Annotated in this window: 25 protein-coding genes, 1 pseudogene and 1 riboswitch; of the genes and pseudogenes, 16 read left to right on the top strand and 10 right to left on the bottom strand. The window is 45.0% G+C overall.

The annotated features are described in order from the left end of the window. The first annotated feature begins 27 nt into the window (after positions 1 to 27). From D2910_RS05260 to D2910_RS05245, 4 genes are read left to right on the top strand one after another with little or no spacing between them, the layout of a single operon-like run. Positions 28 to 423, top strand: a complete 396-nt coding sequence (locus D2910_RS05260; protein ID WP_101801612.1) for a VOC family protein — start codon at positions 28 to 30, stop codon at positions 421 to 423. A 1-nt stretch (position 424) separates the two neighbouring features. Next, on the top strand, positions 425 to 1129 hold the full coding sequence (locus D2910_RS05255; RefSeq protein WP_117312640.1) for a CBS domain-containing protein: 705 nt from the start codon (positions 425 to 427) through the stop codon (positions 1127 to 1129). A gap of 12 nt (positions 1130 to 1141) precedes the next feature. After that, positions 1142 to 1969, top strand: coding sequence for a metallophosphoesterase (locus D2910_RS05250; protein WP_117312639.1), 828 nt, complete (start codon positions 1142 to 1144; stop codon positions 1967 to 1969). 39 nt (positions 1970 to 2008) lie between these two features. Continuing rightward, positions 2009 to 2503, top strand: a complete 495-nt coding sequence (locus tag D2910_RS05245; RefSeq protein ID WP_117312638.1) for a GNAT family N-acetyltransferase — start codon at positions 2009 to 2011, stop codon at positions 2501 to 2503. A gap of 19 nt (positions 2504 to 2522) precedes the next feature. Here D2910_RS05245 and D2910_RS05240 read toward each other — a convergent pair whose 3' ends face one another. Continuing rightward, the gene (locus D2910_RS05240) at positions 2523 to 2846 is read right to left on the bottom strand and encodes a CHY zinc finger protein (RefSeq protein ID WP_101801608.1); all 324 of its coding nucleotides are present in this window, start codon (positions 2844 to 2846) and stop codon (positions 2523 to 2525) included. Positions 2847 to 2928: 82 nt separating this feature from the next. Then, a riboswitch (FMN riboswitch) is annotated at positions 2929 to 3096 on the top strand. Positions 3097 to 3155: 59 nt separating this feature from the next. Here D2910_RS05240 and D2910_RS05235 point away from each other — a divergent pair. From D2910_RS05235 to D2910_RS05215, 5 genes and pseudogenes are all read left to right on the top strand, one after another. Continuing rightward, on the top strand, positions 3156 to 3440 hold the full coding sequence (locus D2910_RS05235; protein WP_117312637.1) for a hypothetical protein: 285 nt from the start codon (positions 3156 to 3158) through the stop codon (positions 3438 to 3440). After that, complete coding sequence (gene ribE, locus D2910_RS05230; protein ID WP_117312636.1) at positions 3440 to 4072, top strand: riboflavin synthase; 633 nt, start codon at positions 3440 to 3442, stop codon at positions 4070 to 4072. Before D2910_RS05235 ends, ribE begins: the two co-directional genes overlap by 1 nt. Positions 4073 to 4085: 13 nt before the next feature. Beyond that, positions 4086 to 4682, top strand: a pseudogene (gene ribB / locus D2910_RS05225) (3,4-dihydroxy-2-butanone-4-phosphate synthase); the annotation flags it as partial. A 44-nt stretch (positions 4683 to 4726) separates the two neighbouring features. Beyond that, the gene (ribH, locus tag D2910_RS05220) at positions 4727 to 5194 is read left to right on the top strand and encodes a 6,7-dimethyl-8-ribityllumazine synthase (RefSeq protein ID WP_101801605.1); all 468 of its coding nucleotides are present in this window, start codon (positions 4727 to 4729) and stop codon (positions 5192 to 5194) included. A gap of 38 nt (positions 5195 to 5232) precedes the next feature. Then, a complete protein-coding gene (locus D2910_RS05215; protein ID WP_117312634.1) occupies positions 5233 to 5763 on the top strand; it encodes a histidine phosphatase family protein in 531 nt (176 codons plus the stop codon). Between the two features lie 33 nt (positions 5764 to 5796). On the opposite strand, the gene D2910_RS05210 is transcribed toward D2910_RS05215, so the two are convergent. Then, positions 5797 to 6420, bottom strand: a complete 624-nt coding sequence (locus D2910_RS05210) for a flavodoxin family protein (RefSeq protein ID WP_117312633.1) — start codon at positions 6418 to 6420, stop codon at positions 5797 to 5799. A gap of 132 nt (positions 6421 to 6552) precedes the next feature. On the opposite strand from D2910_RS05210, the gene D2910_RS05205 reads away from it, so the two are divergent. The 4 genes from D2910_RS05205 (at position 6553) to D2910_RS05190 (ending at position 11131) form a co-directional block, all read left to right on the top strand. Beyond that, positions 6553 to 7566, top strand: a complete 1014-nt coding sequence (locus D2910_RS05205; RefSeq protein ID WP_179135733.1) for a GTPase — start codon at positions 6553 to 6555, stop codon at positions 7564 to 7566. Positions 7567 to 7660: 94 nt separating this feature from the next. After that, positions 7661 to 8341, top strand: a complete 681-nt coding sequence (locus D2910_RS05200; protein ID WP_117312632.1) for a response regulator transcription factor — start codon at positions 7661 to 7663, stop codon at positions 8339 to 8341. Next, positions 8322 to 9725 (top strand): sensor histidine kinase, encoded by a 1404-nt coding sequence (locus D2910_RS05195; RefSeq protein WP_240633551.1) that lies wholly within the window; start codon positions 8322 to 8324, stop codon positions 9723 to 9725. The genes D2910_RS05200 and D2910_RS05195 overlap by 20 nt, the downstream gene beginning before the upstream one ends. A gap of 212 nt (positions 9726 to 9937) precedes the next feature. Further along, positions 9938 to 11131: a S1C family serine protease gene (locus D2910_RS05190; RefSeq protein ID WP_117312630.1), complete on the top strand. Its 1194-nt coding sequence runs from the start codon at positions 9938 to 9940 to the stop codon at positions 11129 to 11131. 77 nt (positions 11132 to 11208) lie between these two features. On the opposite strand, the gene D2910_RS05185 is transcribed toward D2910_RS05190, so the two are convergent. Both D2910_RS05185 and D2910_RS05180 read right to left on the bottom strand, forming a co-directional pair. Next, the gene (locus D2910_RS05185; RefSeq protein WP_117312629.1) at positions 11209 to 11427 is read right to left on the bottom strand and encodes a hypothetical protein; all 219 of its coding nucleotides are present in this window, start codon (positions 11425 to 11427) and stop codon (positions 11209 to 11211) included. 56 nt (positions 11428 to 11483) lie between these two features. Beyond that, positions 11484 to 12188: a type 1 glutamine amidotransferase domain-containing protein gene (locus D2910_RS05180; protein ID WP_084243974.1), complete on the bottom strand. Its 705-nt coding sequence runs from the start codon at positions 12186 to 12188 to the stop codon at positions 11484 to 11486. A gap of 235 nt (positions 12189 to 12423) precedes the next feature. Between D2910_RS05180 and D2910_RS05175 the strand changes: the two genes are divergently transcribed. From D2910_RS05175 to D2910_RS05165, 3 genes are read left to right on the top strand one after another with little or no spacing between them, the layout of a single operon-like run. Continuing rightward, a complete protein-coding gene (locus D2910_RS05175; RefSeq protein WP_117312628.1) occupies positions 12424 to 12741 on the top strand; it encodes a hypothetical protein in 318 nt (105 codons plus the stop codon). 23 nt (positions 12742 to 12764) lie between these two features. Continuing rightward, a complete protein-coding gene (locus D2910_RS05170) occupies positions 12765 to 13583 on the top strand; it encodes a manganese catalase (RefSeq protein WP_117312627.1) in 819 nt (272 codons plus the stop codon). 55 nt (positions 13584 to 13638) lie between these two features. Further along, positions 13639 to 14328 carry a YqjF family protein gene (locus tag D2910_RS05165; RefSeq protein WP_117312626.1) on the top strand — a complete coding sequence of 230 codons (690 nt, stop codon included), beginning with the start codon at positions 13639 to 13641 and terminating at the stop codon, positions 14326 to 14328. A 93-nt stretch (positions 14329 to 14421) separates the two neighbouring features. On the opposite strand, the gene D2910_RS16830 is transcribed toward D2910_RS05165, so the two are convergent. The 6 genes from D2910_RS16830 to D2910_RS05140 form a co-directional block, all read right to left on the bottom strand. Next, positions 14422 to 14571, bottom strand: coding sequence for a hypothetical protein (locus D2910_RS16830; RefSeq protein ID WP_165850137.1), 150 nt, complete (start codon positions 14569 to 14571; stop codon positions 14422 to 14424). A gap of 56 nt (positions 14572 to 14627) precedes the next feature. Continuing rightward, on the bottom strand, positions 14628 to 15023 hold the full coding sequence (locus tag D2910_RS05160; RefSeq protein ID WP_117312625.1) for a DUF2512 family protein: 396 nt from the start codon (positions 15021 to 15023) through the stop codon (positions 14628 to 14630). A gap of 106 nt (positions 15024 to 15129) precedes the next feature. Then, a complete protein-coding gene (locus D2910_RS05155; RefSeq protein ID WP_084243979.1) occupies positions 15130 to 16005 on the bottom strand; it encodes an SDR family oxidoreductase in 876 nt (291 codons plus the stop codon). A gap of 71 nt (positions 16006 to 16076) precedes the next feature. After that, entirely contained in the window at positions 16077 to 18665 is a 2589-nt protein-coding gene (locus D2910_RS05150) for a YfhO family protein (RefSeq protein ID WP_117312624.1), read from the bottom strand. An 18-nt stretch (positions 18666 to 18683) separates the two neighbouring features. Beyond that, the gene (locus D2910_RS05145; RefSeq protein ID WP_084246744.1) at positions 18684 to 19079 is read right to left on the bottom strand and encodes a GtrA family protein; all 396 of its coding nucleotides are present in this window, start codon (positions 19077 to 19079) and stop codon (positions 18684 to 18686) included. Then, positions 19069 to 20007, bottom strand: coding sequence for a glycosyltransferase family 2 protein (locus D2910_RS05140; protein WP_084243981.1), 939 nt, complete (start codon positions 20005 to 20007; stop codon positions 19069 to 19071). Before D2910_RS05140 ends, D2910_RS05145 begins: the two co-directional genes overlap by 11 nt. Between the last annotated feature and the right edge of the window lie 222 nt (positions 20008 to 20229).

The raw sequence follows: 20229 nt of genomic DNA, 5'->3' as shown, positions 1-20229 counted from the left end.
TACAGACATGATTGGAGGAGAGAGGCTTTGATTCACCATATCGAACTGAATGTTTCGAACCTTAAGCTTACCAGGAAATTTTATGACAGCTTACTGCCTTTGCTTGGATATCATCAATTCCAGGACTGGAGTGAGGGCTTCAGCTACCGGAAGGACAAAGAGTATATCGTCTTTGTCCAAACCCCGCCCGAATATCTTGAAGCCGGTTATCACAGGAAAGCTGCCGGGCTGAATCATATAGCCTTTCACGCACCATCATCCTTGGAAGTGGACGCAATTACAGCAAAAATGCGACAATCAGGTATAAGCATTCTCTATCAGGATCGCCACCCATATGCCGGTGGCGCCGAAACTTATGCCGTATTCATGGAAGATCCGGATCGTTTGAAAATTGAAGTAGCAGTATGGGGAAGCGGGGATTAGAATGGATAAGCAGAATTCCGAACGGTTCTTAATTGCATTCAATAAAATCGAGAAGATTATGAAAGGCATGGTCGGCCAAAACGGCCACATCAGCTTTTTTAAAGCGATTGAACTTTCGAAGAAAGAACACGCGGCAATAAGGAAATATGAAGATGAACTGCGTGAATTCGGAGATTTGCGGAATGCGATCGTCCATCACCGGACAGAGGTTGAATATGTTATCGCCGAGCCGCATACAGAAATCGTGGAATTGATTGAGCATATTGAAAAGCTGTTGTCGCAGCCGGTCACAGTAGGAACCAGCTTTGCCAGGGAAGTTCATACTTTCCAATCAAATGACACTTTGAGCGAAGTATTACGTAAGGTGAGAGATAAGAAATTCAAACACATTCCTATATATGATAAAGAGGAATTCATGGGTTTACTTACAGCAAGCGGCATAATGCGCTGGCTCGCGGCTACAGTTGAAGAGGAAACTATTTCCCGGGAAATAACTACAATGGATGACATATTGAAATATGAGAGAAACGGGAACACTTACCGGTTTATCGCGTCAAATACATCAGTATATGAAGCTGAGGAAATATTCAAGAACTCGGTTTTATCAGGGCATAAGCTGGAAGCGCTGCTGATCACACGAAATGGCAGAAAAGATGAAACGCTGACAGGCATCATAACGCCGATAGATTTGATTCAAATAGAATAGTAGGTTGATAAAATGAAAAAATTAATTGTGTTTTTAATTACGGCAGCTTTGATCTGGCTTTTTATATGGGGGAGCAATAACTGGATTCAAACTACAGAATATACCATTTCTTCAGAAAAACTGCCCGAGGCTTTTGATGGCAAAAAAATTGTGCAAGTTTCGGATTTGCATAACGCAATGTTCGGAAACAATCAGAAATCATTGATTGAGAAAGTGGAGAAAGCGGAGCCGGACGCCATATTCATCACCGGGGACCTGATTGACAGTGAAAGGTACGATTTGGATACTGCTCTCATACTGGTGGATGCGTTAGTTGAAATGAGTGACGTCTATTTTGTCACCGGCAACCACGAAGTGGCGGTCAATAAACTCGAGGACATTAAGGCCGCTCTTGTTGAGCGTGGTGTCATTTATCTGGAAAATGAAGCAGTGGAATGGGAAGTGGACGGTGAAGTTCTCCAGATTGCCGGCATCCATGATCCTTTGATGGATATGTATTACCGTGATGAAGAATACACAAGAGATGCAATCGCCACCGCTTCGCTGACGGATGATTTCACTTTGCTTCTTGCGCATCGCCCCGAACAGATTGCTGTATATGCGGACAATGAAATTGATGTTGTTTTTTCCGGGCACGCACATGGTGGGCAAGTGAGGATCCCCGGTCTGGGCGGTTTATTTGCACCTGGACAAGGCTGGTTCCCGCGAATGACTGAGGGGATCTTTGAAAACAGGGAGACGCAGCTCGTCTTGAGCCGCGGTCTGGGTAACAGCGGTTTTCCTTTGCGTATTCTGAACTTGCCGGAAATAGTGTCGGTTACATTGGAGAAAACTGAGTAACTTCATCAATTCACAATGCTACAGAGAAGGGGAGAAATCATGATCAAGAAAAAGGAAGTTTCCCTCAGCTTGTACAATCCGAAAATCTCTGTTGAATATGAGCTGCCTACAGAACAATTGGAGTTTTCTGGAATGCCGCAGGATATCATTAAGCGCGATGTGGAGAATCCGCTGAAGCATCTTGTCATTATTCATGCGAGAGGCGAAGCCGCGGGTTTTCTCGAACTGGATGAATCAGAGGACAGGAAAAAATATTCCAATAATCCCGACGCTTTATTATTGAGAGGTTTTTCTGTAAATCCAAAATTCCAGGGGCGCGGGATTGCAACAGGTTCGATATACGCTCTGCAGGATTTTATTCGTATTGAATTTCCTGATTTTAATGAAGTCGTTCTGGGAGTGAATGCAAGGAATAAACCGGCGAAGAGACTTTTTGAAAAAGCCGGGTTCGAAGATACGGGCAGGCGTTTCATGCGTACGAGCGGGGAACAGATTGTAATGAGTATGAGAATTGAAAAACAGCACAAGGCGTAAATTGCCTTGTGCTTTTCTTTTATTCGAAATAAAGATGTTTATGGAGGCTGCAGCCAGGATTAAATGCTGCTGAACAATTTGGGCACGTTGATTCACATTGCAAATATTGTGCTGTTGTAAGCTCGTAGCCACAGGAGCCGCAAAGCACCGTTTTTTGGCTGAACTCTTCTTTAGGCCACACTTGAGGATTGCCGCAGCCGACAGCCTGGTGGCATTCAAAGCACGGATAATATTCGCGGCAACAATAAAATTTAATGGCGATTCGGTCGATTTCAGAATGGTAATGGGTGCAGCGGGTTTCCGGGTCAACGCCAATGCCCTTCACTTTTACAGCATGTGCCATTTACAATTCTCCTTTCGCTGGTGGTGAAATGATGTTTTCTTCTTTTATCCTATGCTACTATGGAAAGGACAAATAATCGAATTGAATTCTTCGGGGCGGGGTGAAATTCCCCACCGGCGGTGAGCAGCGCCCTGCTGCAAGTCCGTGACCCGTATCCGCAGGAAGGCACCAATGCTGCCTTCCTGCGGATGCGGTGGAGCTGGTGAGAATCCGGCACCGACAGTTAAAGTCTGGATGGGAGAAGAATTCATGCTCTATTTGTTATGTGCCTCTTCTTTTCGATAACCGAATCGGAAGGAGGAAAATTATATGAAACGAACCAATTCAAAAAAGTATTTCAAGTTCAAAGATTCTCAAACTGCAAGTGAATTTACACACACCCTCGCAAAAGAGGGTTATTTGGGCACGGCAAAAATTTGTTTGCCCGCAATTCATGAAGAGAAGTTCGGCACATCGGTAATAGTAAAACCATCTCAAACCTACTCTGCAACCCTATCCCCACCACCCATTCGCCCCATGGTGGAAAAATACCCATACTATCGATCGAAACAATCAGTTATCAATGCCAAAAAAAGAATAGAGGAGTGTGCCTGATGTTCACAGGAATTGTGGAAGAAGTGGGACATGTCACTTCGCTTCGCGCAAAACCTCAAGCTATGGAATTGACGATTGCCTGTGCTCTGATTTTGGAAGACATCAAAAGAGGGGACAGCATTTCAATCAACGGTGTTTGTTTGACAGTGTCAACTTATGATCAGCATTCTTTTACAGTCGATGTCATTCCCGAGACAGTGAAATCCTCAACCATGTCTGACCTGAGGACCGGTGCGCGTGTAAATCTTGAAAGGGCGATGCCGGCCAATGGACGTTTTGGCGGACACTTTGTAAGTGGCCATGTTGATGGCGTTGGTGTCATCCGTACAGTGAATAAAGAATCGAATGCAGTAACAAAAACAATCGAACTGGAATCTTCATTGATGAAATACATGATGGTCAAAGGGTCCATATCCGTAGATGGCACATCTCTGACGGTTTTTTCGGTTGGCAAAAATACAGTCGCGATTTCATTGATTCCTACTACACAGGAAGATTCATTGCTGGGTGAAAAAGGGATTGGCGAACGCGTCAACATCGAGTGTGATCTTTTGGCGAAATATACAGAACGGATCCAACAGTCCGATAAACCGGAAATGTCGAGAAGCTGGCTGGCGGAACATGGATTCTAAGGGAGGCATAACTTTGTTTTACAAAGTGGAACAAGCGTTGGAAGATTTGAAACAAGGCAAGGCAGTCATTGTTATTGATGATGAGGACCGTGAGAACGAAGGTGATTTTATTGCGTTGGCAGAACACGCGACACCTGAAATCATCAATTTGATGGCAACTGAAGGCAGAGGGTTGATATGCGTGCCTGTCACAGAAGGACTCGCCAAAAAACTCAAAGTCGGGTTGATGACTGACGAAAATACAGACGAATATGGCACTGCCTTCACCATCAGTGTGGATCATAAAGATACGACCACCGGAATCAGCGCTTTTGAGCGTTCCCATACAATATTGAGCTTGATCAATGAAGATGCGCAGCCTTCAGATTTTAAGCGTCCAGGCCATGTGTTTCCGCTGATCGCTAAAGATGGCGGCGTACTCGAACGTTCTGGGCATACCGAGGCAGCAGTGGATTTGGCAAAGCTTGCAGGTTCAGCTCCGGCAGGTGTTATTTGTGAAATCATGAATGCAGATGGAACGATGGCGAGAGTCCCCGATTTGGTCAAGGTGGCTGAAAGGCTGGGAATGGGCATTTTGACGATAAAAAATTTGATTGCCTATCAGCAAAAAACAGCAGCTGAGGTTTCAAACCGCAGCGAAGGAGGAGAATGAATATGACAGTACATTATGAGGGATATTTAAATGGAGAAGGATTAAAGATTGGAATCGTTGTCGGCCGTTTCAACGAATTTATCACCAGCAAGCTGCTGAGTGGTGCTGAAGATGCATTGAAAAGACACGGTGTAAACGATGAAGATGTGTCCATTGCCTGGGTGCCGGGTGCATTTGAAATTCCGTTGGTTGCAAAAAAGATGGCGGTCAGCGGTAATTATGATGCGGTCATTACGCTTGGAACCGTAATTCGCGGAGCAACGCCGCATTTCGACTTTGTCTGCAGTGAAGTGGCAAAAGGTGTATCACGTGCCAGCGACCAGTCCGATATTCCGGTGATATTCGGTGTATTGACAACGGATTCCATTGAGCAGGCAATCGAACGCGCTGGAACAAAAGCGGGCAATAAAGGCTGGGAATCGGCAGCAGGCGCCATTGAAATGGCCAATTTGATGAAGAAAATCCAATAAAGCTTACTGATTTAAAATATATTCAATGAGGTGGACTTATGCAGAAGACTTTCTATTTGATCAGGCATTGCAAGGCTGAGGGCCAGGCACCCGACGCGGAATTGACAGCCGAAGGCAGGGAGCAAGCCGAGGCATTGACTGCATTTTTCGAAGATATCGAAATCAGCCATATTATCAGCAGTCCTTTTACACGCGCCATCCAGTCCATTGAGCCGTTGTCGGCATCACGTGATTTGCCGGTCCAAATCGATGACAGGCTGGCAGAGCGAGTGCTGAGTACAGAAGACTTGCCTGATTGGATGGAAAAACTTGAGCAATCCTTCAATGATTTCGATTTGAAATTTGAAGGGGGCGAATCTGCAGGGGAAGCTGCTGAACGGGGAGCTGAAGTGCTGGCTGAAGCTCCTGGCAACGCGGTACTGGTGACCCATGGGAATATGATGGGCTTGCTGCTGAAAAGATTCGAAGAAGCTTACGGTTTCGAGGAATGGAATGCTTTGTCGAATCCGGATGTATACGTTCTTTCCATTGAAGGAGAAAAAGCGACTGTAAAAAGAATGTGGAAATAAAAAAAGTCCGGAACCTTCGTTCCGGACTTTTTTCTATTCCAATGTATTGCCTTCAGCTGGAATCGGATTGTTTTTCAGCAACCCTGCAAAGTGGTATGTGTTGTAGGCCAGTCGTTCGATGGCTGATTTGGTGAAGTCATTGTCACGGCCGGCATCCATGTAAGAATCTCCCGGACCCGCTTCGCCGACCCAATAAGCGTCGACATTCGGCGGTACCGTAAAGCCTATGTGCGAAAGGCTGTAAAGAATTTCTGAAGCAGCATGCTTGGCGCCGTCTTCATTGCCGGTTACGACAGCTCCGCCAACCTTATTGTAGAAAACTGCCTGTCCCTTATCATTGGTTACACTGCTGCTGCCGTAAAGCCGTTCGATTGCTTGAGTGCACAATGAACTTTTTTCACCGAGCCAGATAGGCGTACCGATGATCAAAATGTCAGCTGCCATCACTTTTTCCAGAATCTGCGGCCACTGGTCACCGTCTCCCATATCTTCCTGGACTCCATAGGCGATGTTATAATCCGCCAGACGGACAATTTCCGATTCAACCCCAAGCTGATTGAAATGGACTTTCACGTCTTCCATAAAGCCTTCCGTATGGGAAGGGTCCGAGGTGCTTTTTAAAGAGGTATTAAGAAATAAAGCTTTTATATTCTGCATATGAACACTCCTTTTCTTCTGATATTCCTTGTTATTCCCTATCTGTTATTTTTTATTCACAGCGTTAGAATAGTTACAAAGACGGGAAACGACTATAATAAGTGTAGATATTCTCTAAGGAGGCGACTGGGTTTGGTGAAGAAGTTTGAAGATGAAGTTATGCAGACAATGAATAAGATGTTTGAAAATGAGATGAAAAAAGTGAATGATACATTGGAACAGGATTTGCTGATCTCGATGATCGGCGAAGTCAATGCTGGAAAATCCTCAACGGTTAATAGAATCATCGGAGAAGACATTGCGAGTACAAACCCGATGCCGGGCGAAACAGTCAGTGTCGACCCTTATAATATGCGTGGGCTCGAAAACATCAAATTTATGGATACGCCGGGATTGAATGATCCGAACGATGAGAACCCCAAAAAGACGCTTGAATTCGTCCAGAAATCTGATGTCGTCTTATTTTTCCTCAATGCTGCGGGAACAGTATTTTCCGACAGTGAAAAAGAGAAATTTTCTGCTATCGAAAAGAATAATAAAGATATCCTTATTGTCTTGAATAAAATCGATGCTGCTGAAAATATCCCTTCTTTAATCCAATTTGTGAAAAAGCACACCAATCACAAATACAAAGTCATACCGGTTTCGTCAAAAACAGGCGAAAACTTTGAAGATCTCAAAAGGGAAATTCTAGTGATGCTCGAAAAAAAGGGTAAAGACCTGCTTTTCGCTAAAAGTATGAAAGAGAAATCAGCCGCAGCTACCAGATGGATTGTCGGAGCCGGTGTCTCGGCCGGGATTATCGGGGCATCCCCGATTCCGGGTTCGGACGTTGTACCGCTGACGTCCCTTCAAGTAGGTCTCATTATCAAGCTTTCAAAACTATACGATAAGCCTTTATCCAAAAAAGCTGCGAAAGATATGATTGTGATAACGGCCACCCGGACAGTCGGCCATACAATCTACCGCCAGGCATTGAAATTCATTCCGGGAGCAGGTTCGATTATTGGTGGAACTGTGGCCACTGCCATGACAGTCGCGCTTGGTTACGGCGTAAAATACGCTTACGAAAATAATATGGCCATCGATTATGATATGATCGGCAATATATTCGATAAATATAAACAGAAGGCGGACAAAGCCTGATAATTCGAGCCACTCTAATTTGAGTGGCTTTTGTTCAATTGCCTTAATAACAGCTTTGGTTTAACTTAAGTACATAGAAGCGGAGGGATTTGGGATGCATATTTTAGTTGTGGAAGACAATCCGAGCGTCAGTTCAATGCTCGAATTATTCTTTTCAAAAGAAGGGATCACTGGAGACTTCGCTTCGGATGGCATCGACGGGTTCGATAAATATCAGCGGAATGACTATGATCTATTGGTGCTGGATTGGATGCTGCCTGGCATGGATGGCATTGCCCTGTGCAGGAAAATCCGGGAACAGGGGGATCAGGTGCCGATTATCATGCTGACAGCAAAAGACAGTGAATCGGATCAGGTGATCGGTTTTGAAATGGGGGCGGATGATTATGTCACAAAACCCTTCAGCCCTCTAACTTTAATGGCGCGGATAAAGGCTGTGACAAGACGCAGCCAAAAAGGGGAAGCCATGGAAGACCGCGTGCAAACAAAGCATTTTACAATTAATAAAACGACGAGGGAAGTATTAAAAGATGGCGTTGTTGTAGACGATCTCACACCGAAAGAATACGATCTGCTCGTTTTTCTCCTGCAGCATCCTAAACAGGTATTCAGCCGGGAGCAGCTGCTTGAAAGAGTATGGGGGTATCAATTTTACGGTGATGAGCGTACAGTCGACGTCCATATCAAACGGATCCGCAAAAAAATAACCGGCGGTGAACAATACTTCCACACCGTTTGGGGAGTTGGCTATAAATTTGAAGAACAGGCGGATTAATTATTTTTATCAATTGATGGGAAGCCATCTGAGCATCCTGCTGATATCTTTCCTGATTCTCAGTCTTTTATTCGTGCGCTTCGTCGAAGATTTTGCCTATCAGGATAAAGCGGAGGAATTGGAAAACTACGGTGAGCAAATTTTGACTGAGTTGGAAGGTCCGCGTCCCGGCGTAAATCTGGAGCCGTATGTTTCCATTTTACAGGCTCAGAATATCAACTTCATTGTTTTTGACCAGCAAAGCAGAATCCTCTATCCGATTTCGGAAGCTTTCCCGCCAGTCGAATTGACTGGGGAGGAATGGGATACGATTGAACGCGGTGAAACACTTGTCGTCAATCGGGATGTTCAGCGCTTTGAAGACACGGTGACATTTGTTGCCTTGCCTTATGTTGAAAGCAACCAGCTGGTGGGCGGGGTGCTGCTTGCGGCACCAGTCAGCGGAACAAGCGAAATGATCTTCGAACTGAACCGAACCTTACTGACAGCGATGCTGGCGGCATTGGCCATAGCCCTTCTGCTCAGCTATTTGTTGTCGAAACTGCATGTCAGCCGGCTGCAGCGGATGCGGAAAGCGACAGCGATGGTCAGTGAAGGAAATTATGACGTGAAATTACCGGAGTCCGGATATGATGAATTCGGGGATTTAGCGAAAGATTTTAATGACATGACAGCCAAGCTCCATAAATCCAATGAAGAAATTGAACGACTTGAAAATAGACGGCGCCAGTTCATGGCGGATGTATCGCACGAAATGAGGACGCCGCTGACGACGATTGCAGGAGTCATTGAAGGTCTCCGCAGTGATATGATCAGAGAAGAACAGCGGGAAAAGGGCATTCGGCTTGTCAGCGAAGAAACGAAAAGGCTGATGCGGCTGGTCAATGAGAATCTGGATTACGAAAAAATCCGGTCAAACCAGGTTTCGTTGTTGAAAGAATCAGTGGAAACAAAAGAATTACTTGAAATCATCCAAGAGCAGATGGAGTTTCTGGCAGCTGAAAAAGGAAATTCCATCATCATTGATGCCCCTGAAGACCAGAAAGTATATGTGGATATGGACCGCATCATTCAGGTGCTTACTAATATTGTGAAAAACAGTATCCAGTTTACTGAAAATGGGGAGATCCGCATCACTTCTTATTCTGAACCCGGCTATGCGATTATTGAAGTGGAAGACACAGGGAGCGGAATCGATGTAGAAGAGATTGATCTGATTTGGCGCAGGTTCTTCAAATCCGATGTTTCCCGAGGAAGCGGTCAATTCGGCCTGGGACTATCCATCGTCAAACAATTAGTGGAACTTCATGGCGGAGACGTAAGGGTAGAGAGTGAACTGGAAAAAGGTACGAAATTCATCATTCGTCTCCCTGATGAAAAATGAAGCACAAGCGAATTTTGCTTGTGCTTTTTTATGTCTTCAAAATGTGTTGAAAGTTTCCACATTATTTAAAGCTTCGGTCATAGTTTATTCATATTTGCTTGTTATTGTTTATACATCGGCATAAGTAATTCGGCAAACAGTAATTGCCGGCACTGTTATTTATGGCCAAAACACGATAGGTGAAGAAAATTATAACTCAGGAGGAATTTAAATTGGGATACTATAATTCGACAGAACCAAAAAGAAGAAATAGAGGGAACTTCGCTTCAGGATTTACGGGTATATTGGCGGGTGCTGTATTGGCGGGCGTCGTATTGCCTGGATTTACAGATATTGAACAGGGAATAGGGATAGGTGAAGATACTCAGCAAGTGGAAAATGTCAGCGGAGTGGAGAATGTTTCTTCGATTGTCACTTCTGATGTTACAGAAGTCGTTGACGCCACTTCGGCAGCAGTTGTCGGTGTAACGAATTTGCAAAGTGCCCAGCAAAACCCTTTCACACAGAACAACGGCGGTGAGCCGCAGGAAGCGGGAGCCGGTTCTGGTGTCATCTATAAAAAAGAAGGGGATTCTGCTTATATCGTTACAAACAACCATGTGGTCGAAGGTGCTGAACAAGTCAAAGTGACATTGTCCGATGGCACAGAAATAGATGCCGAAGTGTTGGGTACAGATATCTGGACAGACCTGGCTGTATTGAAAACTGATTCCGCAGAAATCAAAGATGTGGCGGAATTCGGTGATTCTTCAGTCCTTAAAGCAGGCGAACCGGTTATCGCAATCGGTAATCCACTTGGGCTCCAGTTTTCTGGATCAGTGACAACGGGCGTGATTTCAGGAACTGAACGTTCGATACCGATAGACATCAATAAGGACGGAACAGAAGACTGGCAGGCAGAAGTGCTTCAAACTGATGCAGCCATCAACCCTGGTAACAGCGGAGGCGCTTTGATCAACAGCCAAGGCCAATTGATCGGAATCAACTCGATGAAAATTGCACAAGCTTCAGTTGAAGGAATCGGCTTGGCTATCCCGATCAATTCAGCAATTCCAATCATTGAAGATTTAGAAACGAAAGGCGAAGTTGAAAGGCCGGCGCTTGGTGTAAGCATTTTGGATCTTCAGAATGTACCGGCCCCGATTCGGCAAAATGAACTGAATTTGCCTGCTGAATTGGAAAAAGGTGTAGTCGTTGAATCGGTCGCTAAAAGCTCTGGCGCAGAAGCTGCCGGTCTGCAGCAAAGCGATGTAATTGTCGAGATGGGTGGAGATGATATCACCTCTGTACTCGAACTTCGGCAATACCTCTACACAAAAGCGGAAGTTGGCGATACTTTGGATATTAAATTCTATCGCGGATCTGAACTGATGGAAGCGAAAGTGGATCTGACAGAAGGTATATAATCTTTTCAACCAAAAGAACTCTCCCATTTAAAAAGGGAGAGTTCTTTTGGTTCCGCGGAATATATTGGTGGAGATCGTCAATCCATAAGGCCGAACAGATCGAAACCGATTCCTATAGCTAGAATAATCAGGACGATGACTACGAAGATGGCAATACCGATTTTGATCTTAGGCATTTCCTTTACATTGGGTTCTTCCAGCCCTTCTTTTCTCTCAGGAGGATGGTCCATGTTGTCTGTGCTGTCTCTCATGTAATCTTTTCGTTCATCTGGTTCATTATTATTTTTATCATTCACAAATACTACCTCCCCGTTCTGTTTATTTCTGTATATATACCCTAAGAAGAGGGGTATTAATCAAAATACTTCTCTTCCTGTTCCAGTTCCCGGCGCGTTAAGGCTTTGGCCAACTCTTTTCCGAACAGTTCAGAAGAATGGGGATCACGGCCGGTCAGAATGCGTTCGTTTGCCCAAACCGCATATTGATCCTGGTCTTCTGCTTTAGAATAATTGGCGACTCTGTTCAATTCATCTTCAAGACTGAATGGCAGCAAGTCACGTACTTCTTCAGGTTCTTTGTCGTTGGGATAACCTGTCACATCCAGTCCCTCTAAGAATGGACGGCCTTCTTTTGTTTTCGCGTAAACCAACGGAGCGGGACCATGGCAGACAGCTGACACAATGCCGCCGAGTTCATATACTATATTGATCATGTTATGAAGTTCTTCGCTGTGGGCGAGGTCGAACATCGCTCCGTGGCCGCCTACGATGAATATAGCGTCATAGTCGCTCGCTTTTACATCGACAAGCGGAGTGGTCTTATCAGCGAGTCCGGATTCATATAATTTTTTGTATTTCCCTTCAGGGTCATAATCTTTTGAAATACTCAACGGATCTACAACGGGTTTGCCGCCAAGCAAGGATGCAATGCCTACTGTATGGCCTTCTTTTTCAAGTTCCATAGCCGGTGCGAATAACTCTTCGGCCCACCATCCTGTTACGTAATTGTTTTCTTCATCTGCATAACCGCCTGATAAAACAGCCAAAACTTTTGCCATGCTTTTTCCTCCTCAACATTATAGAATCTCTATTTCTTCATTTACCCTTCACCGCAATACTGAAACACAAACTCGGATGGAGCCTATGCATGAAAGGAATAAAGACAAAAGGGCAAAGAAATGAATCAAATGAATCGGCGCAATTTTGTGTTTAATTATCAAAAAAGTATGTTTTGTTTGAAATGACCGGGGTATTCAAAGTATGTATGTAAAATTTTTGAAGGAGGAGGCCGTTATGACTGAAAAAAAGAATGACCATAATCTCGATCCTGAAAGAATGGAACAGAACCACGATGATGGAAGCTCAGATGATAAAGATTTTAATGCGGGAGGAAACGCTTCCGACTACGACGGTGGGCACCCGAAAGACACGGAGCCGGAAAGCGAAGGGCGCATAAAGAATGGTGAAGAATACGCCAGACGCCAAGAAGGCGTGGATGAAATTGACAACGATTCATATAATTCCGGCGGAAACGCTTCGGATTATGATGGCGGCCACCCGGATGACAGTTCAGGCGATAGCGAAGGAAAGATCGATTCCGATAAAAAATAAAAAACTGACAGGAGAGTGTGTGTATGTTTTTCCATAGAAAAGAATTGCAGTATCATGCGAAACCGGATGCACCGGATGCAGTTTTCGCAAAACAGGTTCAGGAACTGATTGGTGGTCAATTCGGTGAAATGACTGTAGCGCTTCAATACTTATTCCAAAGCTGGGGGACGCGCGGCAATGACAAATATCGTGACCTTCTGATGGACACTGGGACTCAGGAACTCGGACATATTGAAATGCTTGCAACAATGGTTGCAAGATTATTGGAAGGGGCGCCTGTCTACGAGCAGGAAAAAGCCGCTAAAGACCCTGTAGTGGGTGCAATCATGGGCGGCATGAATCCACAGCATGCAATCGTACATGGTTTGGGGGCATCTCCTAAAGACAGCAACGGTGTGCCATGGAATTCGGGCTACATTATCGCCAGCGGCAACTTGCTGGCTGACTTCCGGGCCAATGTCAACGCAGAATCGCAAGGGCGGCTGCAAGTGGCTCGTCTTTACAGCATGACAGACGACAGAGGTGTGAAAGACCTCCTTTCATTCCTGATTGCTCGGGATACCATGCACCAGAACCAATGGCTGGCAGCAATCAAAGAAATGGAAGCAAAAGAAGGTGTCATTGTTCCTTCTACAGTGCCGCCTGAATGGGAAGCGACAGAGTTCTCCCATACCTTGTACACGAATGCGGACAGCACTGCTTCTCAGTTGGATTTCCTGAAACAGCCTGCACCTGATGGCGCGGCATTCAAAGAAGAAGAAAGCAAGGCTTTCGGTGGGGTTCCTGAGTTAAAGCCAGCACCGCCTCAAGCACACGATACATTGCCTGGTGAAAACGATTAATAATGGATGGAGCCTCTTTTGCGAAAGAGGCTTCTTTTAATGGAGTGTGGTGAAGATGGCAAGAAATATGTGGTTGATGACACAGACATGGCGTGATCTTTTGTTTCTCCATTGGCCAGTTGATCCGCCGACAATCCGTAAGTATGTACCGGAGGAATTGGAGCTGGATCTTTATGATGACAAAGCGTGGATTGGCATCGTCCTCTTCAAAGCACGCTGCACGCGGCCGCGATTCATGCCTCCTGTGCCTGGTGCTGCAAACTTTCTGGAAGTGAACGTACGGACATACGTCAAATATAAGAATAAAACTGGTGTTTATTTTTTCAGCTTGGATGCAAACAGCAAGTTGGCGGCAGAGACTGCTTCTTTTGGAGGCTTTCTTCCTTATCGAAGTGCCAAAATGTCATTTGGCAAGAAAAAGGGACAAATCAATTTCAAAAGTGTAACCAAAGAAAATCCACAGGAAAAAATTGCTTTACAATATCAAATATTACCGCAGCCAGCGGCTTCAACTGAGCTCGAAAAGTGGCTGACCGAACGTTATTGCCTATGGACAAAACCGGGTGATAGATTGCTGCGTCTTGATATAGCCCATGCTTCCTGGAAATTGAAATACGTGCAAGGGGAAACTGTTGAAAATACGATGGCACCATACCTGGGCATAAACTTCAAATACGAAAAACCGATGGCCCATTATGCAGAAATGAAAAAAGTGCGTTTTTTTCCACCTGTAATTGAAAAGTAAAAAACCCCGAAACTTTAAAGTTTTGGGGGGAGGATACCGTCGCTTTTCTATGTCCAGACTCCAGCCGCCCAGCTCTTCGGGGCATAAGCCAACTCAGCTGCCGTGGCAAAGAACGCCACTTTGCTGATCCGTCTTATGCCTTTCAGAGCTTAACGGGCGCTGTCGCTTTTCTTCTGTCCAGACTCCAGCCGCCCAGCTCTTCGGGTCATAAGCCAGCTCAGCTGCCGTGGCAAAGAACGCCACTCTGCTGATCCGTCTTATGCCTTTCAGAGCTTAACGGGCGCTTGCGCTTTTCTTAGTCATGACTGTCTCGGCTCGTCATGCTCAGTAGTATGGGAAGTTTCTTTTTGTTCCCAAACACGTTTCGTCAAATAAATGTGGAAGAACCATTCGCCGGCTGCAATAAGCAAAGCAGAGAAAAGAGCGGCCATGATCAATGAAAAATCAGGATTCGCAATCAGCCATAATCCCAGCAGCCATACTGCGAGAAAGACGAGGACAAAATCTCCGGCAGTCGCGATCTTATTCGATGTTTTCGGGTAGATGATCAAGTCCCCGACAAATCCAACTGCTGTAATGATTAGGCTTATAATGAATATTTCATAAAGTTCAACGCCAAAAGCCAGGCCCAGAATAACAAAGAGGACGGAGAAAATCATAGCAAATTTGATAAGCAAAGCTTCAATATACTTCATCTGATATACCTCCTGGAATATTTTATAGTTATCCGCTGTATACCCAGTTTTTTTACAATAGAATCGTGAATAGACAAAAAAAGACCCTCAAGAGAGGGTTTTTTTGTTAGGAACTGATGAAGTCTCCACCGTTTACGTGGATGGTCTCGCCAGTTACGTAGGTGGAATCTTTAGATGCCAGATATACGTAAGCCGGTGCTAATTCTGCAGGCTGGCCGCGGCGCTCCATTGGTGTATCGCCTCCGTGTTCGCCGACTTTTTCGGCATCGAAAGTAGCCGGGATCAACGGTGTCCAAATCGGTCCTGGAGCGACAGAATTTACGCGGATGCCGTCATCTATAAGATTAGCGGAAAGGGATCTGGTAAACGCTGTAATGGCTCCTTTGGTCGCTGAGTAATCGATTAATGTCGGAGATCCGCGGTAAGCTGTCACTGATGAGGTGTTGATGATCGAATCTCCTTTTTGCATGTGCGGAATAGCCGCTTGTGTCAAAAAGAACATCGAAAAGATATTCGTCTCGAAAGTTTCGCGGAGCTGATCCTCTGAAATGTTCAGGAAATCATCTTGCGGAAACTGCTTCCCGGCATTATTCACAAGAACATTCAATTGGCCGAACTCTCCGATGACATCAACGACCAGCTGATTGCAATTTTCGACTTTGCTGATGTCCGTCGCAAACTTCATGCATTTGACATCATAGGACTCAACAGCTTTAACCGTTTCATCAGCGTCATCGTGTTCATCAAGATAAGCAATCGCAATGTTGGCGCCTTCTTTGGCGAATGCGACGGCAACTGCCCGTCCGATACCGCTGTCGCCGCCAGTGATCAAAGCAGTCTTGCCTTTCAGCTTATCGGCGCCTTTATAATCCTTATCATCATAGATGGGCTCCGGGTCCATTTGTTTTTCAACTCCCGGCTGTTTGCCTTGCTCCTGAGGGTCGATTGCTTCATCAATTTTTTCATATTTATCTTTAGCCATATTATCTCCTCCTGAAAGTGGATTCCATGACTCTCCTATTCCCGTTGCTCATTCAGCTAAACGCTCTGACGCTATTCAGAATCAGCGCGTTTCTTTCTGAATAGCCAAAACATCGCAAAGAAGAGCGATAGAACAGTCAGTATCAGTGAAGGTACGAAAAACGGCGGGCGATAAGTAAAGATGATGTGATTTTCGCCCGCTTCAATCGGAACACCGACAAATGCATAATTGGCTTTCAGTACCTCAACGTCAACTCCGTTAACCGTTGCGCTCCATCCCATTTCGTAAGGGATGACGGCAGACAGATAATCGTCGTCTGCAATATTGTCGTAAAGGATTTCAACCCGGCTGCCGTCTATTTCAAGCTCCTTCAGTCCCGCATTCTCATCTGCTTCTCTTTCCAGAGTTTCATAATCTTCTTCGAATAATTGGATTTCCGTCAAAAAGTATCGCCCTTCCGGTACGCGGATCTCTACGCGATCCTGATAAGGCACCCGGATGGTCAGATCATCCACATAAGTCTTGTATACCGATTGATTTGATTTGCGGGAAGTGACGTAGTCGTTGACTGTCAGATTGAAACCTTCATCTTCAGCAGTGTTAACAAGGTTGAATGATACGTAGAGGTCTCCTTGACCTTCAGCAGGATCTTCCCAAACGAGATCGATGCCGCCGGTTTCACCTGTAACCTCCAAAATGCCGTCGTCATAGCTTGCCTCTTTTTCTTCGATGGTGAATTTTGATGTTATATCGCCTGTTACCTGGATCGGACTGCCTTCTTCTTCCGTATTCAGAACAATGCCGTTAAGCATAGCGTGTTCGCGGACCAAAGGCGGATGCATCGACAGTTTGTCTTCCGAATAGAATTCGGTTGCGCCCCGTGCAAAGGGCAGGACATTTCCGTTTTCGTATACCTTATAATTTTCGGATTCAAGCAGCTCTTTGAAACCATATGGAATATTACTGTCATCAGCCGATCGGATGATGTATTTCCCGCGCACAAGGCTGAATAGGTTGGCGCGATTGCCAAGCGTCGCATAGCGGCTGACGCTCTCGCGCTGCATATCTATTTCCATGTCATACAAATAAAAATACAGCAGGTTTTTGTTCAATATACTCGAATAGGCACTCAACCCTTGAAAATCCTGGACAATCGGCGTGTTATTCCGAACGCCCTGCATCCATTCGATGCGGTACATTTCATCATTCTCACGCTCATGGATCTGTTTGAGCAGGCCGCGAATTTCCGGATTGTCATAATCTTCACCGGTAATCAGTTCCTTACTCACCTGGTCGACGTTGCCCATCTCCATTATTTTTTCGGATTGATAGAAATTCGCGTAGGCGATCAGCCATGCTAATAAAACAGGTCCAACAATAATCAGCGTCCCGGATTTATTGAAATGGAACGCTGTCCAGACAGCGGCAATTGTCAGCAGCAGACCGCCAAGAACAAGTCCCGTTTCCATCCAATCAAATTCCAGTGCAGGATCCAGTAGCGCATAAATCAAATAGATGAAGCCTGTTAGACCCGTTGCAATAAAGAAATTCCGGCGTGAAATCTTAGTCAGCATCGTAAGTCCAGTGGCAATTGCTCCGCCGGCTGCGAACGAAATAAAATATTCCCAGCGGTACTGCGGGGCGGAAAATCCGTTGAACACGCTGCTGACAAAAGGGCTTAAATGCATCACTATCCCCGCGATCCCCAACAGTGCAAACAGGCGGAAGGTTTTATTGCCATAAAAACGGAACATGAATAAGAACAGCACAAAAAGCGCCGGCAAAATAATATAGCGGCTTGTATAAAGGATATTGTCGAAAGGGTCGAAAATCGGAATCTCCTGTTGGAAGGGCGGACGGTGATTATTCAAGTATGCATAAACTGCAGGAATGAATGCCACCGCGCCGATGCTGAACCCGATGATGCCGGCACCCATGAATGTCAGCAATTTCTTTTTCTTATTATTCTCAGCTGAACTCAATGGAATGAACAGCCGGAAAAGGATATAGATGGCGGACAGCAGGAAATTGATATAGGCAAAATAGAAATTATCAAAGAACGATATGGAAACCGCCATAAGAAACCAGCCCGGTTTTTGTTCCCTGAAGATTTTCTCGATTCCCAGTATAAGTAGGGGAAGCCACAAAAATGAATCAGCGAAAAATTCCCAGTATACGGTGTGCCGAAAAAACATCCCTGATATGCCGTAAACAGAAGCGCCGATCCACGCCGGCCAATACGGGATCTTCATGTACATGAAAACGCGTGAAGTGATGAACAGCACAAATGTCATGCGGATTACACTGATGAAAACCGCCGCATTTGCCCAGAATAACACGTCAGGTTCCTGGACGATGCCTGCAATATCCAGCAGCCAGACAAAAGGAATGGTGATTAGAAAGACAATGGATGTGGAAAAATAATAGGCCAATTCGCTGAATGTGCCTGCGCCTAATCCAAAATCAAAGGAATAGAAAAATTCACCGTTTGTATATTGTTCATATAGAAGATGTTTGAATGGCATCATCTGTGACAGGCCATCGTTGATGCCGGTCATGTACTGCCCCTGAGTCCATTGATAAAGGAAGGCACCATGGGCCAGGACGGCAAGCGCAAAGCTGATTGCCAGGAGACACCAGTATGGATGATTTTTGAACATGGATTCACCGACTTTAATTTATTTCTGCCGCACCGGATCTTTCATGATTTTGCTGGAAACGATGAAAGTGATGGGCACTGTAAAAATCACCGCTGCAAAAGGGGCGATGTTGCTGTTCAACTTCAGGTACTCAACGAATATGAAAATAAGAACGGTTGATACTGTCATATTGACTACTTGCGTCAAGGGGAAAAACAAGTATTTCTTTAAAGTGGGCTTTACTCTATACGTTACGTAAGTGTTCAGGAAAAAAGAGACGTTCAGGCTGATGAGAAAACCGACTATATGCGCAAGCATGTATGGCAGTGAAAAAAGATTATGGAGAATCAGGTAGATGGAATAATAACTCAGCGTATTGATGACACCGACAAACAGGAAACGGGTGAATTCGGTATTCAGCGATTTAAGACTCATCGTATTCATCCACATTGCTGATATCCACCAGGAAGTTCGGTCGTCGTTTTGTTTCATTATAGATGCGTCCGATATATTCTCCGATTACGCCAAGGCTGATCAATTGGATGCCACCGAGCACCAGGATGGCGGTGATGGTAGTGAAATAGCCGGGAGCAATGATTCCTCTTTGAGAAATGCCATACAAAGTATATGCAATATAAACGAGGGAAAGAAAAAGGACGATGAAGCCTGTATAAAAGCAAATACGCAGCGGCTTGGTGTTGAAAGAGATGATTCCGTCTATCCCGTAATTGAGCAGGCTGCCGAATGACCATTTGGAATCGCCGCCTTCGCGAAGAACGTTCTCATAGCAGATGGTCTTTTTGCTGAGCCCTATCCAGGAAAATAAACCTTTTGAAAAGCGGTTGTTTTCACTTAACAGGAGAAGGGAATCAATCGCTTTTCTGCTCATTAAACGGAAATCCCCTTCGCCGTCTGCCAAATCGACATCGGTAATTGAATTGATCACTTTGTAATAGAGACTGGACAAGAATGTACGAACCTTCGGATCACCTGTCCGTGTCCGTTTCGCTACCACCTGATGGAACCCTTCCTCAAATCCCAGGAGCAATTCCGAGATAAGAGTCGGTGGATGCTGCATGTCGCTGTCCATTAAAATAGCGGCGTCTCCTTTGACTCTTTTCAGTCCGGCAAGAATCGCGGCTTCTTTACCGAAATTTCGGGTGAAAGAAATATATTTTACATTGTTCTGCTGTTCGGCAAGCTTAAGTATTTCTTTCAGAGTGCCGTCCCGGCTGCCGTCATTAACGAATAGAATTTCATATCTATATGGAACAGCTGTAAGTTCCTGGACTAGTTTTTCGTAGATGGGAGAGATGTTTTCTTCTTCGTTGTAGGCTGGAACTATAATAGAGATCAGCTTCATATCTGGACTCTCCTCCTAAATTTTATATGATAGTAGCTCCTTGCGATGTATACCCGATTTAGAGGCAAAGTATGTGCAAAAGAGCAGGGGATTTTATATTTATCCTGTCTTTTGAACTATAAAAGATGAAACTTTCCTGAAAGTGGGACGTATAACTATAATGATTGCGGAAAATGAAAACAGCACTTAATAATTCTGAAAATTCCGCTTAAACCGATTGAC

This window comes from Planomicrobium okeanokoites, from assembly GCF_003428875.1.
Classification (GTDB): domain Bacteria; phylum Bacillota; class Bacilli; order Bacillales_A; family Planococcaceae; genus Planococcus; species Planococcus okeanokoites.
The sequence above is the reverse complement of the archived record's forward strand: the minus strand, read 5'-3'. Positions and strand labels throughout refer to the sequence as shown.

Excerpts from the sequence above, each read along its gene's own strand:
- D2910_RS05255 (WP_117312640.1), top strand. The coding sequence starts at position 425 with ATGGATAAGCAGAATTCCGAACGGTTCTTAATTGCATTCAATAAAATC.
- D2910_RS05250 (WP_117312639.1), top strand. The coding sequence starts at position 1,142 with ATGAAAAAATTAATTGTGTTTTTAATTACGGCAGCTTTGATCTGGCTT.
- D2910_RS05245 (WP_117312638.1), top strand. The coding sequence starts at position 2,009 with ATGATCAAGAAAAAGGAAGTTTCCCTCAGCTTGTACAATCCGAAAATC.
- D2910_RS05240 (WP_101801608.1), bottom strand. The coding sequence starts at position 2,846 with ATGGCACATGCTGTAAAAGTGAAGGGCATTGGCGTTGACCCGGAAACC.
- D2910_RS05235 (WP_117312637.1), top strand. The coding sequence starts at position 3,156 with ATGAAACGAACCAATTCAAAAAAGTATTTCAAGTTCAAAGATTCTCAA.
- ribE (WP_117312636.1), top strand. The coding sequence starts at position 3,440 with ATGTTCACAGGAATTGTGGAAGAAGTGGGACATGTCACTTCGCTTCGC.
- ribH (WP_101801605.1), top strand. The coding sequence starts at position 4,727 with ATGACAGTACATTATGAGGGATATTTAAATGGAGAAGGATTAAAGATT.
- D2910_RS05215 (WP_117312634.1), top strand. The coding sequence starts at position 5,233 with ATGCAGAAGACTTTCTATTTGATCAGGCATTGCAAGGCTGAGGGCCAG.
- D2910_RS05210 (WP_117312633.1), bottom strand. The coding sequence starts at position 6,420 with ATGCAGAATATAAAAGCTTTATTTCTTAATACCTCTTTAAAAAGCACC.
- D2910_RS05200 (WP_117312632.1), top strand. The coding sequence starts at position 7,661 with ATGCATATTTTAGTTGTGGAAGACAATCCGAGCGTCAGTTCAATGCTC.
- D2910_RS05180 (WP_084243974.1), bottom strand. The coding sequence starts at position 12,188 with ATGGCAAAAGTTTTGGCTGTTTTATCAGGCGGTTATGCAGATGAAGAA.
- D2910_RS05175 (WP_117312628.1), top strand. The coding sequence starts at position 12,424 with ATGACTGAAAAAAAGAATGACCATAATCTCGATCCTGAAAGAATGGAA.
- D2910_RS05170 (WP_117312627.1), top strand. The coding sequence starts at position 12,765 with ATGTTTTTCCATAGAAAAGAATTGCAGTATCATGCGAAACCGGATGCA.
- D2910_RS05165 (WP_117312626.1), top strand. The coding sequence starts at position 13,639 with ATGGCAAGAAATATGTGGTTGATGACACAGACATGGCGTGATCTTTTG.
- D2910_RS05160 (WP_117312625.1), bottom strand. The coding sequence starts at position 15,023 with ATGAAGTATATTGAAGCTTTGCTTATCAAATTTGCTATGATTTTCTCC.
- D2910_RS05155 (WP_084243979.1), bottom strand. The coding sequence starts at position 16,005 with ATGGCTAAAGATAAATATGAAAAAATTGATGAAGCAATCGACCCTCAG.
- D2910_RS05150 (WP_117312624.1), bottom strand. The coding sequence starts at position 18,665 with ATGTTCAAAAATCATCCATACTGGTGTCTCCTGGCAATCAGCTTTGCG.
- D2910_RS05145 (WP_084246744.1), bottom strand. The coding sequence starts at position 19,079 with ATGAGTCTTAAATCGCTGAATACCGAATTCACCCGTTTCCTGTTTGTC.
- D2910_RS05140 (WP_084243981.1), bottom strand. The coding sequence starts at position 20,007 with ATGAAGCTGATCTCTATTATAGTTCCAGCCTACAACGAAGAAGAAAAC.